This window comes from Pedobacter nototheniae, assembly GCF_004335085.1.
In the GTDB taxonomy this organism is placed as follows: Bacteria; Bacteroidota; Bacteroidia; order Sphingobacteriales; family Sphingobacteriaceae; genus Pedobacter; species Pedobacter nototheniae.
Genome location: NZ_RQRS01000002.1, coordinates 25,197 through 42,317, shown reverse-complemented (window position 1 = coordinate 42,317; position 17,121 = coordinate 25,197). Strand labels below are relative to the sequence as shown.

At 34.4% G+C, this 17,121-nt stretch carries 16 protein-coding genes and 1 tRNA gene; 9 read left to right on the top strand and 8 right to left on the bottom strand.

From position 1 onward, the window contains the following. Positions 1–60 precede the first annotated feature (60 nt). Entirely contained in the window at positions 61–783 is a 723-nt protein-coding gene (gene mtgA / locus EHC72_RS02095; protein WP_131536144.1) for a monofunctional biosynthetic peptidoglycan transglycosylase, read from the top strand. A gap of 133 nt (positions 784–916) precedes the next feature. On the opposite strand, the gene EHC72_RS02090 is transcribed toward mtgA, so the two are convergent. Further along, complete coding sequence (locus EHC72_RS02090; RefSeq protein ID WP_131535832.1) at positions 917–3,337, bottom strand: AsmA family protein; 2,421 nt, start codon at positions 3,335–3,337, stop codon at positions 917–919. Between the two features lie 120 nt (positions 3,338–3,457). On the opposite strand from EHC72_RS02090, the gene EHC72_RS02085 reads away from it, so the two are divergent. Further along, the gene (locus tag EHC72_RS02085) at positions 3,458–3,889 is read left to right on the top strand and encodes an energy transducer TonB family protein (RefSeq protein WP_131535831.1); all 432 of its coding nucleotides are present in this window, start codon (positions 3,458–3,460) and stop codon (positions 3,887–3,889) included. Between the two features lie 12 nt (positions 3,890–3,901). On the opposite strand, the gene EHC72_RS02080 is transcribed toward EHC72_RS02085, so the two are convergent. Next, positions 3,902–4,381, bottom strand: coding sequence for an ABC transporter ATPase (locus EHC72_RS02080; RefSeq protein WP_131535830.1), 480 nt, complete (start codon positions 4,379–4,381; stop codon positions 3,902–3,904). A 51-nt stretch (positions 4,382–4,432) separates the two neighbouring features. On the opposite strand from EHC72_RS02080, the gene EHC72_RS02075 reads away from it, so the two are divergent. Then, the gene (locus tag EHC72_RS02075; protein WP_131535829.1) at positions 4,433–4,915 is read left to right on the top strand and encodes a hypothetical protein; all 483 of its coding nucleotides are present in this window, start codon (positions 4,433–4,435) and stop codon (positions 4,913–4,915) included. A 2-nt stretch (positions 4,916–4,917) separates the two neighbouring features. Here EHC72_RS02075 and EHC72_RS02070 read toward each other — a convergent pair whose 3' ends face one another. Both EHC72_RS02070 and EHC72_RS02065 read right to left on the bottom strand, forming a co-directional pair. Beyond that, positions 4,918–5,706 (bottom strand): (Fe-S)-binding protein, encoded by a 789-nt coding sequence (locus EHC72_RS02070; protein ID WP_025144610.1) that lies wholly within the window; start codon positions 5,704–5,706, stop codon positions 4,918–4,920. A gap of 67 nt (positions 5,707–5,773) precedes the next feature. Further along, a complete protein-coding gene (locus EHC72_RS02065) occupies positions 5,774–7,069 on the bottom strand; it encodes a (Fe-S)-binding protein (RefSeq protein ID WP_131535828.1) in 1,296 nt (431 codons plus the stop codon). A 246-nt stretch (positions 7,070–7,315) separates the two neighbouring features. On the opposite strand from EHC72_RS02065, the gene EHC72_RS02060 reads away from it, so the two are divergent. Together EHC72_RS02060 and EHC72_RS02055 are read left to right on the top strand one after the other, a co-directional pair. Then, positions 7,316–7,388: transfer RNA gene (locus EHC72_RS02060), tRNA-Phe, on the top strand. A 207-nt stretch (positions 7,389–7,595) separates the two neighbouring features. Further along, positions 7,596–9,191: a S41 family peptidase gene (locus EHC72_RS02055; RefSeq protein ID WP_131535827.1), complete on the top strand. Its 1,596-nt coding sequence runs from the start codon at positions 7,596–7,598 to the stop codon at positions 9,189–9,191. A 53-nt stretch (positions 9,192–9,244) separates the two neighbouring features. On the opposite strand, the gene EHC72_RS02050 is transcribed toward EHC72_RS02055, so the two are convergent. Further along, entirely contained in the window at positions 9,245–9,847 is a 603-nt protein-coding gene (locus EHC72_RS02050) for a Rossmann-fold NAD(P)-binding domain-containing protein (RefSeq protein WP_131535826.1), read from the bottom strand. A gap of 56 nt (positions 9,848–9,903) precedes the next feature. Further along, on the bottom strand, positions 9,904–10,134 hold the full coding sequence (locus EHC72_RS02045; protein WP_131535825.1) for a hypothetical protein: 231 nt from the start codon (positions 10,132–10,134) through the stop codon (positions 9,904–9,906). 105 nt (positions 10,135–10,239) lie between these two features. Here EHC72_RS02045 and EHC72_RS02040 point away from each other — a divergent pair, with 105 nt between their 5' ends. Then, complete coding sequence (locus tag EHC72_RS02040; protein WP_131535824.1) at positions 10,240–10,722, top strand: GNAT family N-acetyltransferase; 483 nt, start codon at positions 10,240–10,242, stop codon at positions 10,720–10,722. 4 nt (positions 10,723–10,726) lie between these two features. Here the strand turns inward: EHC72_RS02040 and EHC72_RS02035 are convergent, their stop codons facing one another. Together EHC72_RS02035 and EHC72_RS02030 are read right to left on the bottom strand one after the other, a co-directional pair. After that, on the bottom strand, positions 10,727–13,135 hold the full coding sequence (locus EHC72_RS02035) for an outer membrane beta-barrel family protein (protein WP_131535823.1): 2,409 nt from the start codon (positions 13,133–13,135) through the stop codon (positions 10,727–10,729). Between the two features lie 30 nt (positions 13,136–13,165). Continuing rightward, on the bottom strand, positions 13,166–14,020 hold the full coding sequence (locus tag EHC72_RS02030; RefSeq protein WP_131535822.1) for a DUF5694 domain-containing protein: 855 nt from the start codon (positions 14,018–14,020) through the stop codon (positions 13,166–13,168). Positions 14,021–14,223: 203 nt separating this feature from the next. Here EHC72_RS02030 and EHC72_RS02025 point away from each other — a divergent pair, with 203 nt between their 5' ends. From EHC72_RS02025 to EHC72_RS02015, 3 genes are all read left to right on the top strand, one after another. Next, positions 14,224–15,231 (top strand): sensor histidine kinase, encoded by a 1,008-nt coding sequence (locus EHC72_RS02025; RefSeq protein WP_131535821.1) that lies wholly within the window; start codon positions 14,224–14,226, stop codon positions 15,229–15,231. A 39-nt stretch (positions 15,232–15,270) separates the two neighbouring features. Further along, positions 15,271–15,996: a LytR/AlgR family response regulator transcription factor gene (locus tag EHC72_RS02020; RefSeq protein WP_131535820.1), complete on the top strand. Its 726-nt coding sequence runs from the start codon at positions 15,271–15,273 to the stop codon at positions 15,994–15,996. Positions 15,997–16,608: 612 nt separating this feature from the next. Then, entirely contained in the window at positions 16,609–17,082 is a 474-nt protein-coding gene (locus EHC72_RS02015; RefSeq protein WP_131535819.1) for a pyrophosphohydrolase domain-containing protein, read from the top strand. Positions 17,083–17,121: the final 39 nt, after the last annotated feature.

Genomic DNA, 17,121 nt, shown 5'->3' with positions numbered 1-17,121 from the left:
CTTAAAACATAGATTTATCTGTTTCAATTGGAGATTAAAGATTTTATTACCTTTGTTGCTATGGCTAAAACGCGATCATCTAAAACGAAAACCAAACGTCCTTTATTAAAGAAAATAACCAACATTGCTTCAAAAGTATTTATTTATTTTTTGTTGGTTTCAGTGATATGGGTTATCGCATTGCGATTTATAAATCCTCCAATTACCTTATTAATGGTTTTGCGCAATATAGAGCGAAAATCTGATGGGAAGCCTTTTAAAACAGAGAAAAAGTGGGTTAAGTTTGATGATATTTCCGATAATATGAAACGTGCTGCTGTATCAGCGGAAGATCAATTGTTTTTAAAACATATTGGATTTGATGTGAAAGCGATTGAAAAGGCCTTTGCCAGTAATGCTAAAGGAAAAAAGGTTAAAGGTGGGAGTACCATTTCGCAGCAAACAGCCAAAAATGTTTTTTTATGGCCTGGGCGTTCATACATAAGAAAGGCATTTGAAGCTTATTTTACCTTGCTAATTGAGTTGTTTTGGAATAAAGAACGTATTTTGGAAGTTTACTTAAATGTAATTGAAATGGGAGATGGTATTTATGGTGCTGAAGCTGCTGCTCAAGAATATTATGGAAAATCTTGTACTAATCTTTCTAAAAACCAAGCTGCTTTAATTGCTGCATGCTTTCCTAATCCAATTCGATGGACACCAAAAAATGCCACGCCATATATTAGACATCGCCAATATTTGATTTTAAGAAATATGAACAGGTTGGGACCGCTGGATTTTTAGTGAATAACTAGAGTTTTTTTTGAATGAATGAATGATAGAATTTTGAATGATAGAGTGCATTACAGATCGTTAATTACTCTTCGAGATTTTACATTCTTTAATTCACTCATTCTGTAATTTAATGCTTCTCTAACTAATCATGGTCTTTGTTCCACCTGATTTTTATTCCACCTTTTTCATCATCTACCGCTTTAAGATGAAGTACAATACCTTTCATTCGTGCTTCTTTTTTCTGCTGGCTATCAAGGTTTTCATCGCCCTTAGGATTTCGTAACGGAATATCCATTGCAATATTTGTACCTGTACTTAAAGCGTAAATTCCTTTAACATTAAAATTTAAAGCTGATGAATTAACTTGCATCGGGCTTATAATTACTTTGTCGCCTTTTACGGTTAAAGTGCCATCTAATTTTGGTATTTGGATGTCGGATAAATTTCTTCTTGGAAAAGCAAATTTCCCCACATCAGCAATTGGCGCAAAATTAACCAAAGCAGCATTTCTCAGGTTAAAAATTACTTTACCATCCATTGATCGCGGTAGGATTGTACCTGTATTGGAAATTCTACCAGATATATTAACCAGCGAAGATAAAAAACCTTTTAAGTTTTTGTTGGTAATCGTATTCTGTCCGAAATTATCAAAAGAATAAAAGAAATCTTTAACATTTACATTGCTTATTTTGGAATTAAGCATAAACCTGTTAGAATTTCCTTCTTGTTTTACATTTCCATTTAATGTTAAACTGCCACCTGCATTACTTACATTTATTTTGTTGAAGAAAATACCTTCACTGCGTAATGATATATCAGCATTAAGGTTTTTTGCTACAAACTTTTGATAAATAGCCTTATCTACATTTAACAAAATATTCATTTTAGAAACCTCTAAAACGTTGCTTAATTGAGCGGTAGTTTCTTTTAAAGAGCTTTTTGATTTAGACTTACTTTTACGCTCACGAGGACCAAGAAAAGGTAAAAATTCATTTAAGTAGAGTTGTGGACTACTCATTTTTAAGTTTACCAAAATCTTATCGGGTGCAGTATAATATAAATTGAGGAAATTATCTATGGTACAATTTAAATTCAAAATACTTTTACCTAATTGGAAGTGTCCATTTTGAATAGATAAATTGTTTTGTGTGAAATTAATATCTAAAGCACTTTTAACTAAACGAAGTTTGCGTGGCAGGTACATTATATCGGCATCAATAACGCGTACTTTACCCGAAACAACAGGTTTTGTGAAGTTGAAATTATCGATATCAGCTTTGCAATATAATCTTACGTCAGCTGTTCCATTTTTGAAATCGAAATTTTCACCGCCTAAAGAATTATTAAGATTTGATAACGGGAAATTAGACGTTACAAGTCCTGTTGCAATTGGTCGCGATAAATTTGTAACTAGAAATGTATCAACTTTAATAGGGGCATTAAAGTAGTTTGCATTAAGTTTTAAAAGTTTAATAATAGAATTTTCATCTCCAATAATTCCTCCTAATGTATCTTGATTAGTGAAAGAGCCATCAAAACTGCAATCGGTTAATTTAATTGCTGGTAACATAGAAACTACGTTATCTCTTACCGTCATGCTAACTTTAATTAATGGATCTCCGTATTTGCCACTTCCATCATCAATAATATTACCACGAATATCAATTGGCTTGTCGATTTCAAACTTTAACAGTTTAGACGATATATTTGGTGCTAATAAAAGTGCTACTTCTTTAAAAAGGATTTTATCAACGGCTATATTTATAGCAAAAGCGGATTTACTTAAATCTATTTTGGCGCCAATTTTAAAAGGAGAACCACCAATGTTTAATATTTCTGGATTGATAATCACCGCATCCTCCGCCTTACTGTAGTGAGCAGAAAGTGTGCCCTCTAAAGTTTTATCTTTCAGGAAACTGCCCTTTCTGGTGTTAAATGCAAAGCTTTTTACAAAAGTTTTAAGCTTAATTTTTCCTGTCCAGCCACTATCTGGGTATTCAATTCTACCTTGAATTTGATCAATATTAAAGTTAAATAGCTTAAAGCGTTTTTGATTGTCCACAACAAGATTTACCTTGTTAAAATCAATTTTGCTGATTTCTAATGGTGCAGATTTGGATGTTGATTTCTTTTTATCTGGTGCTTTACTTTTAAAAATACTCGTATTGCTATATCCAGAAGAATCGGTATAAACATATATTGAGGCATTATTAATAGATATTCGACTGATTTTTACATCTCCAGCGATAAGTGAAAAAACATTTAATGACACGTCAATATCCTGCGCATTTAAAAGATCGTGTTTGTGGTTGGCCCATAAACTATCACGTAAAACCACCTTATTTAAGGAAACCGAAACTCCAGGAAAGCCCTTTAATAGAGTAGGCTCCATACTACCAGCAGAGATTTTACCATTAAGATTTTTATTTAGCTGTTCTAATATTGTACTGAGAACTTCTTTTTTATTTCGATTGATATAAAATGCTCCTGCTACCCAGATTAGAATAATAACAGACGCAAAAACCGCAAGAATTTTGAGAGAAATTTTTAACCACCGAGCCATACAGATTGTTTGATTGAACAATATAATACTTTTAAAGCCATAATTGTTTTTGAAATGGTTGATTTTTTTCTTTATAATTTTGATAAATTATTGGTAATTAAATGTTTTTATATTTGAAGAATGAAACGCATACTCTTTATTCTGCTTCTTTTCCCTTTTATGGTAAAGGCCCAAAAGGTTGAAACAGCTCCAGTTAAATCTCCTGTTGTAGCTACTTCTGTAGAAAAGCAACCCGAATTTAATGGTGGTATAGCTGCCTGGAGAAAGTTTATACAAAATAATCTTGATGCATCTAGAGCTGCCGAATTGCAGGATAGCGTAACTTTTGCCAAATATGGTATTCGTCAAATGGCAATTGTTAGATTTACGGTATGTGATGATGGAAGCCTCTGCGATTTTGAGGTTGTAAACAAAAACAAAGTGAGTCCTGCGGTTGCTAATGAAGCTTTAAAGGTTATGAAAAAATCGCCTAAATGGGTTCCAGCCCAAAATAATGGAGTAAACGTTAGGGCATTATTTCAACAGCCTATTGTTTTCTACTTTGGTAATTGATATAAAAAATGTTTACAAAAGGTGGGCGAAAACTGTAGAGTGCCAGCTATTTTTAAAGGCAACTTCCCATTTGTTTTCTAAATCGGCAAGGTTTTGAACCATATTATTAAACACAATGGTTTCTGGAGTAACCTGTTTTATATTTACAAGCGTTTCAAAATCTTCTTTGCTTTGTACTTTAACTTCATCATCTATTTTATAGGCGATGTTAAAGCGATTGAATAAATCAACATTGTATTCTTGTTCAATCTCTTTAATTAAACGTACAGAGCTATCAATAGAGCAACCAGTTACATTAGCTTGATTTTCATCAACGGTTAAAATGATGAAAAAGCCGTAGCGAATCTCAGCTTTAGCTAACAATTCATTACCATGGGCTTTCCATTGACTGGTAAATGCAGATAGCTTTTGAAGAATTTCGGCTTCTTCAGTCTGACTAAATTTTCTATCGCTTTGGTAAATCCAAACTCTTGATTGTGGAGAAAAACTCATATTACAAATTTAATATTTTAATTAATTTGGTCTATCTAAAACTTCATCCTTATGAAAAAGTTTACATTAAGCTTGAAATTGCCTGTTATGATGGCTTTCAGCCTGTTTTTATGTGCTTTTACTACTCTCGATACTACTGATGAATATGTTAATTACCTCCAAAAAAGTTTTACAGATCATTATGATTTTAACCAGGAGAGTAATCAAATTAAAAAATACGAACTTAATGTTACTAACAATGGGTTTTGCCGCTATAAGCGCTATTTTAATAATGGAAAGATAGAATATTTTGCTTTTAAACTGGCTAAATTTAAAGATATGGATTATATTGGTTCAACAACATCTGGCAGGCTTTATTTGCACACCAAGAGCGATGATGTAATTGTGCAAACCTACAATGATAAGCGTGGTGATGTAGATTCTATGGGGACTTGTATTGCTATACCGATTAAGAATATTGAGGCCGAAGACTTAAATATGATTAGAGAAACATTAGTTAAATTAACGCCAGAGGCGCAAGTTATAAAGCCTTAGCCTTATAACCCGTTTGCTCTTGCTGTAATTTCGGCAATATCCAAAACCTTTACTTCTTGTTCTTTATCTTTTAATTTAATACCATCGCTAAGCATAGTCATGCAAAATGGGCAACCAGCTGCAATAACTTGAGGATTGGTTTCTAAAGCTTCGTCAATTCTTTCAACGTTAATATCTTTATTTCCTTTTTCAGGCTCTTTAAACATTTGTGCGCCACCAGCACCGCAGCATAAACCATTGCTTTTGCAACGTTTCATTTCAACCAACTGAGCATCTAAAACTTCTAAAGCTTTTCTAGGTGCTTCGTAAATTCCATTACCACGCCCTAAATAACAAGGATCATGGTAAGTGATTTTTTTGCCTTTGAAACTTTCGCCACCTTCAGCTTTTAATTTGCCTTCATTTATTAAATCCTGGATAAGTTGTGTGTGATGGATAACTTCGTACGTACCACCAAGGCCAGGATATTCGTTTTTAATAGTGTTGAAGCAATGTGGGCAGCCAGTAACAATTTTTTTAATGTTGTAAGCATTCAAAACCTCAATATTGGTCATAGCTTGCATTTGAAATAGAAACTCGTTGCCGGCACGTTTAGCAGGATCGCCGGTACAACTTTCTTCTGTACCTAAAACGGCATACTTTATACCTACATGATGTAAAATTTTACAAATGTCGCGGGTAATTTTTTGCGCTCTTTCATCGTAACTTCCAGCACAGCCCACCCAAAATAATATCTCTGGTTCTTCACCTGCAGCCATTAATTCGGCCATTGTAGGTACTTTAAATTCCATTTTTTTAAGTATTTTAATTTAAACCTTCCGTATTACTACTTTCGATTTTTTAACTTCCAACTGTTTATTAATTCCCTTCTGCCCAGTTAAAACGATCAGCTGGAGAATATTTCCATGGCGCCTGGTTATTTTCTATATTACCAAGCATAGCATTAATACTTCCCGGAGCTTGCGATTCTTCCATAACCGCATAACGGCGTAATTCCATGATAATTTGTAAAGGATCAATATTTACAGGGCAGGCCTGTACACAAGCATTGCAACTAGTACAAGCCCAAATTTCTTCTCTACTGATATAGTCATCCAATAATGATTTGCCATCCTGATGTTCGGCGCCATGCTTGTCTATATTTTTACCAACTTCGGTAACCCGATCACGGGTATCCATCATAATTTTTCTGGGAGATAGTAACTTTCCTGTAATATTGGCTGGGCAAACAGACGTGCAACGACCGCATTCGGTACAGGTGTAGGCATTCATTAAGTTAACCCAGCTTAAATCTGTAACATCCTTAGCGCCGAATTTACCAGGAGCCGTTTCGGCAGGTACGAAGGAAGGATCAAGCATTGCTTTAACCTCATTAGTAACCGATTCCATATTATTAAACTCTCCCTTTGGTTCTAAATTTGAAAAGTAAGTATTTGGGAAAGCAAAAAGAATATGAAAGTGTTTAGAGTAGGGCAGGTAATTTAAAAAAGCTAGTATTCCAATAATGTGGAACCACCAGCAACCACGCTCAATATAAACTAAAGCACTTTCTGTGTTGGGTAATAAATTTTGTAAAAACTGACTAACAGGAAAAGAACCTGCATTAACGTAATGGCCTGCGCCTAAAGCTTGAAGTTTTGCATCAGCGGCATTCATTAATAAAAAAGCAGACATTAACAGGATCTCGGTTATTAAAATATAATTCGCATCAGATTTTGGCCAGGTTGTCATTTCTACCCCTCTAAAGCGTTTGATTTTTAAAATATTTCTACGAATTAAGAAAATAGCACATGATAACCAAACACTTAAAGCGAGTATTTCAAAAGATCCAATTAAGAAATTATATAAGCCACCTAAGCCATGAAAAATTCTGTGAGTGCCAAATAATCCATCGATCATAATTTCGAGCACTTCGATATTGATGATAACGAAGCCCACATAAACAAAAAAGTGAAGGAAAGCCGGGATAGGGCGAACAACCATTTTTGACTGTCCAAAAGCAACTCTAATCATCGTTAAAAGCCTTTTTTGCGGTTGATCATTACGATCCACCGATTTGCCTAAACGGATATTGCGAATGATTTTACGGAAGTTGACCGTAAACAATGCAACCGCTGCAAGTGTAAGAAGTAGAAATAGAATTTGAGCCACCATACAATTATAATGATTGTTTAAACGCTAAATTAGGATATTTAATTTAAATAAATTGCTATGCATGCATAAAAAAAAGCTTAAAATTATTAGTTTGTACTGATTCTAAGTAAGAATGAATTATTTTTTGATACTAGATGAAAATTTAATTAATTGATAATCAGAGTAGGGGTGTTTGGATGGCTGTTTTTTTGAATAAAAAATTTTGTCTTTTAAAAAAGAACACTACATTTGCAATCCCAAACGGATGGTGCCATAGCTCAGTCGGTAGAGCAAAGGACTGAAAATCCTTGTGTCCCTGGTTCGAATCCAGGTGGCACCACATCCAAAAGCCTTTCAGAAATGAGAGGCTTTTTTGGTTTCTAAGGGTTTCATTAATAGATTTTTATCGTCAGATATTTCCTTTTTAACGACACATTTTTGTGTGTATAATTTTTTAAAATCATATTGGATTAATATATAAATTAGCTGTGTCACAATTTTTTAATTGATTATTACGTATATCTATAAAAATATTCTAAACATCTATATGAAAAACAATAAATTTAATGTCTTGCCAATTGCTTTAATGCTTTGTATTGGGATATTAATATCCTGCAAAAAGAATAAAGCTACGCCTGATGATACTGGCACTACAACTGGCACTGTAACGCCTCCAGGTAATCGCACTGAATTAACAAAAGATTCTATCTTTTTATATGCGAAAGAATTTTATTACTGGAATACTTCGTTACCAACTTACGATGCTTTTAACCCACGAAGTTTCTCTTCTAATGAAACAGAATTATATGCAATTACCCAATTTTCCAATAATCCAACCACAGGAAAGCCTTATGAGTATGTAGCCAAATCTACCAACCCAAAATATTCATTTATAGATTATGTAAGTACAGCAGGGAAAACGGGTGCTTTAAAAGCCGATATAAATACAGAGAATGATTTTGGATTTTCCGTTTTATACGATGCCTCAGGTGCAAATTTGTATGTAAAATATGTTTATCAAAACTCCTCTGCAGCAGCACAGGGTTTGGTTAGAGGCTGCAAGGTTACCAGTATTAACGGTCGCACCAATTTGGCGTATAGTGATGATAATGTCGATTTCTTAAACAATGCAATTTTTGGAAGTAATACAAGCATTGCTTTAACTTTTAATGATTTAAGCGGAGTATCTAAAAGTGTAACAGTAAATGCTACTTCTTATACAGTAAACCCGATATTGTTTACCAGTGTTTATACGGTTGATGCGAAAAAGGTGGGCTATATTGTTTTTAATAGCTTTACTGATAATCAAACAACAGCATTAAATGCAATTTTCGCCAATTTTGCTGCACAAGGTGTAACGGAGTTGATTGTAGATTTGCGCTATAATGGAGGTGGTTATATCTCTACCGCTGCCCAAATAGTAAACCTTGCAGCCCCTGCCGCAGAAACCGGTAATACCATGTTTACATATTACTACAGCTCTTATTTGCAAAATTTAACCACAGCGCAGCGTAAGTCCTCAGTTTTAATACACCAACCTTTATTGGATGATAACGGGAAATTGCAAACGGGCAACTTTGTAAATGGGAAGTATGCTACCTATGCGGATGTTGATTATACACCTGCTGCAAGCGATAACGTGGAGAAATTTGCTAAACTTGGCGCATTAAATTTAAGTCGTGTTTATTTTATTGTAACAGGTTCTACGGCTTCTGCGAGTGAATTAACTATAAATAGCTTGCGACCAGTTATGGATGTTAAATTAATTGGTTCTACTACTTACGGAAAGCCTGTTGGGTTTTTCCCGGTAAGAATTGATAAGCTTGATCTATATATTCCTGAGTTTGAAACTAAAAATAAAGTAGGCTCAGGTGGTTACTATTCTGGCTTAACTGTTGATAAAGTAGCTTCAGAAGATTTAACTAAATCATGGGGAGATACGAGTGAACCATTATTAAGCTATGCTTTACAGTATGCTAAAACTGGAAACTTTACAACGCCTGCAACTAAAACCGCAAGTTTAAAAGTTGGCTCATCAACCATAGCGGAAAAATTATCTGATGAGGAATTTAAGCATGTTTCTGGTAGTTTGGATGCCCACAGTTTTAACGGAATGATTAGAGAGACTAAAAGAACACATTAATAAACTTTAATTATAAACAATAAGGGCTATCTAAATTAGATAGCCCTTATTGTTTATAGCAATATTTTACTGCTAATATCTTTATTTATGGTAATGTAACCCGGATATTTAACTGGGGTATTACCGAGCATAAACGTTGGTTTTATTTTGATGGTTAGCAAACCAAGTTTTTCATCTTTGGATGTTCCGCCTTTTTTTACAGCCTTAATGATGTCGTTAAACATGTTTCCATTATTAATTAAGCCATAAATATTACTAGTTAATTGCACAGGTACAGTAACGGTTTGGCCTTGGGCAATACTTACATTCTGATTTACAATGCCTTCGGCTAAGTCGGTGTTGTTTACTAAAATTTTATATTCAAACTGATTGATTGCTGCAAGTTTTGAAGACGGATTTGAAATTTCGAGATTAAGGTTAGCCCTCAACGGAATATCTTTTCTTAATAAACCTAGGGCGACACCTGGTAAACTTGTTAAGCTAAAATCCTGCTGATCGAGCAAACGTTTAATATCAGTGCCTGCAATTGAAACCTGCTGTACACTGGTAATTTTGTAGGTACAATCCTCTAAAGCCTTTATTTGTTGTGCCTGCCTGTTTATTCCACAACCAAACATGGAAATTGTTAAAAGGCAAAGCAATATTTTTTGTTTCATGTTAATCATAACGCCAAAATAGTAAAACTATTTTAGATGAGCTATAAGATGTTTTTTTAAGGTGCTACTGTCTCAATATCATCTGCCTTATCATCTTTTGATGAATCTTCTTTATTGCTTTCTGGTTTAGCTTTATTCTCGTTGTTTTTAGCTTCATCTATTTCTTTTCCAGCGTTTTTCTCCGTTTCGGGTGTAACGGTTTCAATATCTAATTGTACATCATCAGATGGTTTTGGATGCGTTTGATTTTTTGAGTTGTGCTCGATTGCTTTTTTGTCGTTTTCCATATTTTTATCTAATTATCTATTTAATAAATAATTTAAATGCACATTTTGTTTGAGCTTTTTTAATAAGCTTTATTCGCATTTTATAACTTTACAGAAAAAATTACAATGGCTATTACTTTTCGTAAGATAGAAGAAAGAGATAATAAAGCACTTGCAGGATTGATTAGAACTGTATTTGAAGAATTTAATATTGAGAAGGTGGGTACGGTTTATTCTGATCCTACAACGGATTATCTATCCATCGTATTTCAAAACCCACAATCGGCTTACTGGCTTGCAGAAGAAGATGGTATTTTATTAGGTGGTTGTGGCATTTATCCAACTGAAGGTTTACCGGATGGTTGTGTAGAACTGGTTAAATTTTATCTTTCTTCAGCATCAAGAGGGAAGGGAATTGGAAAAGAGCTAATGCAAAAGAGTATAGAATCCGCACAACAATTAGGCTATAACGAAGTGTATCTGGAATCTTTCCCTGAACTTTCTACAGCAATAGGAATGTACGAAAAGGCCGGATTTAAAGCTTTATCCGGCCCTTTGGGTAATTCAGGTCATTTTGCTTGCAATGTATGGATGCTGTTGGTATTGTAATAAGTTAGCCACCAACTCTGCTTTCTTCATCTCCTGTACCTGTTTTTCTGTTTCTGGCGGTTTTTATTTTCATGTTGCCAAATTTATAGGTAAAGGTTAAAGATACTTTACGGCTTTCCCATTCGTTTTGCCAAAAGGTTTTAATGTTATTGTACTGTAAATTAGCTCTGAATTTGCTGTTGTTAAAAATATCATTCACTTTAAAAGCCAGCGTAGCATTTTTGCTCCAAAAAATCTTTTTAGCGCCTACATTAACCTGCGAACTTTCTAAACTGTGAAATAAACCCGAAACATTTGGTGAATCATAATATGCGTAAACTGATAGGCTGTAGTTTTTAGGTAAGGTAATGGTGTTATCGGTACTTACAGACCAGCTCCAGGCTTCGGCGTTATAACCGCTGCCCTGTATTGGAGATTGCGTTTTATTATAAGATGCAGAAAAATCCGTATTGGTATTCCACCACTTGGTTACATTAAAAGGGCTACCAGTTGATAGATAGAAATTGGTGGTCTTACTTAAATTTTCTGGTCTTGAGATGCTTTCCTTTGTAGAATTGTTTTGATAAATAACTTCTGAAATAAAGCCATTTCCTCTAGAATAGCTTAATGTTAAAATCCTAAAATCCTTATAGCTATAATTAAATTCAAAGCTATTTGAGTATGAAGGTTGCAACCAAGGGTTACCTTGTAAAGCGGTATAAGGATCGGTGTAAAATGTAAAAGGATTTAAGCTGCTGTAAGACGGTCTGTTGATGCTTTTGCGGTAGGCTGCGGTAATCAAATTGTTTGAATCAAGCTTAACCGATACGAATAAGGTTGGAAATAATTTCCAGTATTTTCTTTCTATTAAAGCATTTGTACCCGTTGATACGCCGTTGCCTACGGTTTGCTCAGCTCGTAAGCCTCCTTTTATTTGTATGTTTTTAAAAGATTGATCTAATGAAAGGTAGCCCGCATTAATATTTTCATTGTAAGAAAATAAATTGGTTCTTCGTGGATCATTAATCCAGCCTTCATTTTTTAAAGAATCGAAGCTTACATTGCTTAACGATTTTACCCAGCTGCTTTTTAAACCTGTTTCTAGCTTTAAAGTTTTAGAAAAATTAAGCGAATAATCTGCTTTTAGCGAATAGATAGAAACATTGCCCATTCCATTATTGCGTAAATTAACTGGGGCACCAATAATGTTGTTGGCAGCATCTAAGTAAGTATTAACAAAAGTTTCGTTCTTACTATTGTCGTATCTAACGTAATCAGCATCAAAGCCAAATTCGCCGCCAAGTGTATCCGTTTTAAAACGATAATTAAGATTAACGGCATGATTTTTTTCGGTATTGCTTTGCGGGTTAAACATTTCTGTACCGCCAGCTTTTGCACCTGCGGCATTATAATTTACCGAGTTGCTATTTACCTTAGTTTCTTCTGGTGCGGTAAAACCCTTTACCATTAAACCAAGCGTATTTTTATCGTTAATAAAATAGTCGGCACCGGTAGAGTAGTTAAGACTATTGGTGATTGGGTTCCAGAAATTAACCTGGTTGTATTGCTCATCGCCAATGGTTCTGTTTAATGTTAAGCGATTATAAGATCCATATCGCCCTGCGTTAAGCCTTAAAAAGGTGCTTAACTTACCTGTGTTATAGTTTAAATTGGTACCACCGTAAATTTTTCCATACTTGCCGTAGCCACCACCCAAATTCATGTTGCCATTAAAGCCTTGTATTCTGTTTCTTTTCAATTTAATATTGATAATTCCTGCAGTACCAGCCGCATCAAAAGAGGATGGCGGATTAGAAATTAACTCAAGTTTACTTAAAGCATCAGCAGGAAGCGATTTTAGATAGGTTGTTAATTCCGTTCCGCTCATGTAACTCATTTTGCCATCAATCATAACATTAATGCCCGATTTTCCCTTCAAAATAATATTCTCGTCTTTATCTAATTTTACACCGGGCGCTCTGCTTAAAACCTCAAGGGCATTATCGCCAGCGGTATTCATTTGCTCTACATTAACGATAACACGATCTGCTTTTTGACTAATAACGGGCATTTTAGAGGAAATTGTAACTTCTTTTAACTGTTGGCTCATCTCTTTAAGTGTAATTAAGGGAATATTAACATCGCTACTGGCGATTTCAAAAGCTGCTGATTGGTTTTTTTGATAACCCACGGCAAGTGCTTTAATTAAATACTTGCCAGCTTTTGCTTTAAATTCATAAGTTCCATTTTCGCTGGTTGCTCTTAAACTCACCGAGGCCGAATCTGGCAAATGAATCAGTGAAACTGAAGCATAACTTAATGCTTTTTTATTTTGATCGGCTACGATGCCACTAACTTTAATGCTTTGTGCTTTGGCATTTTGCAGGCACAACATTAAGGCAATTGAGAAAATAAGCTTTAATAGAGTTTTCATTATGACGTTAGGTTATTATATGAGATAATTTTATTTTAATACTTCTTTCAGTTCTACAACTTTAAATTTGCCTTCAACATCTATAAACTGTTTAAGCATTGCAATGTGCCCCGAGCCTAAAAGAATTACAATTTTCTTATCGGTAGATTGAGTAATTTTTTGAATCAAAGAGTACATATATAGGTTTCGGCGGTACCACTCAGAAACCAGGTAAGCACCAGCGAAGTTATTTTTAGCCCCCGCTTTATTAAGCATTTGAAGATAAAATCCGGCGTTCTCTCTTCTGGATTCTTCGGTGTTTTTATCCAGGATAAGGTCAGTAAGACCCATAGTTTTTCTCTTTAGGTTTTCTACCTTTCCAGCCGCTTTAAACATGCTGTCAATCTCTTTAATAAGTGTAGTTTGCTTAGCGACCTGCATGGCAGTCATTACAGAATCAAATGGAAGATCGAAAGGGTAATCTATTCCGTAAATGTTTTTTAACCCAGCTTTTTTACCTGCACGAAATGCCAATTGGAAGCCTTCAAACTCATTGTACATTGCATACTGATTAGTGCCTTTATATTTACTGTTAATGTATTTGTTGTAAGTGCCATTTATATACAGCTTATATAGGCTATCTAACTCCGCTTGTTTATCGTACTCCCACTCTATAAATATTTTATCAGGACCAAAAGCTTTAATCTTATCAGTTATATTTTCAAGCTCTTGCTGCGGTTTGCTTCCCAAAACATTAAAGGCATCTGTTTTAATGGCATCAACATTTGGATTGCTGAAGTGAAAGGTGCCAATTAAAAGCACTTCTTTTTGCTCTTGTGCCTTTAATGGAAAGTATAAGCTTAATGCTGTGATAAGTAATGCGAAGGTTTTTACAATTGATTTCATAATATTGTTTTTGATTATGATTCAAAGGTGCAGCCTTACCGTTTACCCTGAAATTAAATAATCTCAACCCCTCAAAATATTATCCCAAAGCCAAATTTGGTTCATTTTGGGGTTTATATACAAAAAGAGGGGGTTGGGATAATTTTTTGCAGGTTTGGAATAAGAAAATAGGTAGTTGAAAAACCTTTTGATAGTTTTAAACCATGAAAAAAACACGCATTGTTTTAATCCACATTATTTGTTGGATACTTGTTTTGGGATACTTTTACGGTTCCGATATAATAAATGGAGTTCCATTTAAGCAAGCTATATTTAGCTACTCCATGAACTTTATTCAAATAGTAGAATTTTACATCTGCTTTCTTTGGGTGTATCCTAAGTTTTTAAAGCGTGGTAAGGCCCTTCAACTTATTGGTGGTATTATATTTACAATTGCCATATTTATTTGCATGCGCTACCTTTTAGAAGAAGTTTTGTTTTTAAAATGGTTCGGGTTGCACAATTATTCTGATGGCACACCAATTTGGTACTACATAACCGATAATATTTATTTCAGTTTAGCATTTATTGTTGTACCTGCCGCTATATATGGCGCAAAATTGAGTTTTGAAACAGAACGTACCAATCTTAAACTAAAGGATGAAGTAGTTAAATCTGAATTGGCCTTTTTAAAGTCGCAAATCAATCCACACTTTTTATACAATACATTAAACTATGTGTATTCATTGGCTATCCCAGTTTCTGATAAGCTGGCAAATGCAGTATTGCGCCTTTCTGATTTGATGCGTTATACCTTAACCGATAGCCCAGATGGCTTGGTGAGATTAGATAAAGAAGTAGATTATTTAGAAAGTTATATCGAGCTTTTTAAAATGCGCTTTGAGCCAAAATTCTTTGTTGATTTTAAAACTGAAGGTATTTCCGACCAGAAAGTAGCCGCTTTGGTTTTAATTCCCTTTGTAGAAAACGCATTTAAACATGGTGTAATTAATGATGAAGCACAGCCCGTACGCATTACCTTAACCGTTCAAAATAAAAGATTAAGCTTTGTGGTGAGTAATAAAATTAGCCATGCCCAAAAAGATCATTCAAGCGGGGTTGGTTTGGTTAATATTCATAGGCGGTTGGATTTAATTTATCCCGATAAGCACGAACTGTTAATTTCTAACAACGGTAATACTTATAAAACAACGTTGATTATAAATCTATAATTCTTTTCTCTTAGTTTTGAATAACCTAAAAATAAAAATATGATCCGCTGCCTTGCCGTTGATGATGAATCTTATGCATCAGATATTATTGCTGCATTTATAAATAAAACTCCCTTTTTAGAGCTTGTAGGTACCACTACAAGTGCTTTTGAAGCTTTAAACCTTGTTCAGGATGGTAAGGTAGATCTTGTTTTTCTGGATATTCAAATGCCTGAGCTTACAGGTATACAATTTCTTAAAATTTGTGGTAATAAATGTAAAGTTATCCTTACTACCGCCTATCCAGAATATGCTTTAGAAGGCTTTGATTTAGATGTTGTTGATTATTTACTTAAGCCAATTTCTTACGAACGTTTTTATAAGGCAGCCTCAAAAGCACAGCAAATATTAGAACCCGTTATGCCTGCGCAGTCTGAAAATGTGGTAGTAGCCACACCGCAAACAAATGATTTTATCTTTATTAAGGGCGACACTAAAAATAAGTTTATCAAAGTTAATTACGACGATATTTTATACATCGAAGGACTAAAAAACTATGTTTCGGTTTATACTGCAACCCAACGCATTATTACCTATCAAGCTTTGCGAGAGCTGGAAATACAATTGCCACAACCACCGTTTTATCGCATTCATAAATCTTACATCGTTTCTATTGAAAAAATTAGAATGATTGATGGAAATACCGTTTTTATCAATGAACAGGCTATCCCGATAGGCGAAACTTATAAAGAGGATTTTTTCAAGATTATTAAAGAAAGTAAGTAAAGTTTAGTCGAAAGCAATATTAATTGGATGATTTGTAAGGCATAAAGTAGTCAGTTTTTAAACCCTGTAGGATATTTGTGAACATTTAAGGCGATCGACAATGTAATGACGATCGTTTTTTGTGTTTATGTAATTCATTATTTAAGTAGGTTAATTTAATAGCCATTGTACAGGTACAAAGGGTGAATTCGGTTGTCGTGAGTTCATCTATAAAAGTTAATTTAGCGATCGCTTACCCCACATATAAGTCCAAACCACTTTTCTTTGTTAACCGCTTAATCGGCATGGTCAATTATTCGGGAAGCACAAGCCAAGCCTAACCCCTAGCTTAAACAGAAAAATTGCGAGCCGACACTTTTGGTTCTTTTGGTGGCAAAAGAATAGAAGCCCCCGCGGCAGCGAATAAAGCACTTCAAGGTAATGATGGATAGTAAGTAAACCATGTAAGACATAGAAGAACATTTAAGCTATTCGTTTTCTTTGAACTGGAAAAAGGGTTTAATTTCGACACTTTTGATGCCAAAAGAATAAAAGGCCCCGCTATGTTTATAAATTAACGAAATTATATAATGCTATTTTTTTAAGTTTGCCAGCAATAAAATCAACATTGTTATGCAAGAAACGAATTCATTAAACCAGGTTGCTGAATTTCATACAACCTTTAAACATCCAATATTAGCTACCCCAGTAATTCCATCAAAGCAGAGGGCAAATCTGCGTATTTCGCTATTAGCCGAAGAATTAAAAGAATTGCAAGAAGCTGTAGAAAATGATGATTTGGTTGAAGTTGCAGATGCATTATGCGATTTGCAATACGTTTTGGCAGGCGCTATCCATGAGTTTGGATTAGGCGGAAAATTTAAAACTTTGTTTGATGAAGTACACCGTTCTAACATGAGTAAAGCCTGTAAAACGGTAGAAGAAGCAGAGCAAACCATTCAGTTTTATTTAGATAAAGACCAAACAGAATCGTACTATAAAGAAATAGATGGCTTGTTTTTGGTATTCAGAAAAGCGGACGATAAAACCCTAAAATCTATCAATTACTCTCCTGCAGATTTAAAAGGATTGTTAAATAATGCATAAATCCTAAGTTAGGCTCAGCATAGCGGTTCTTTAATTTTA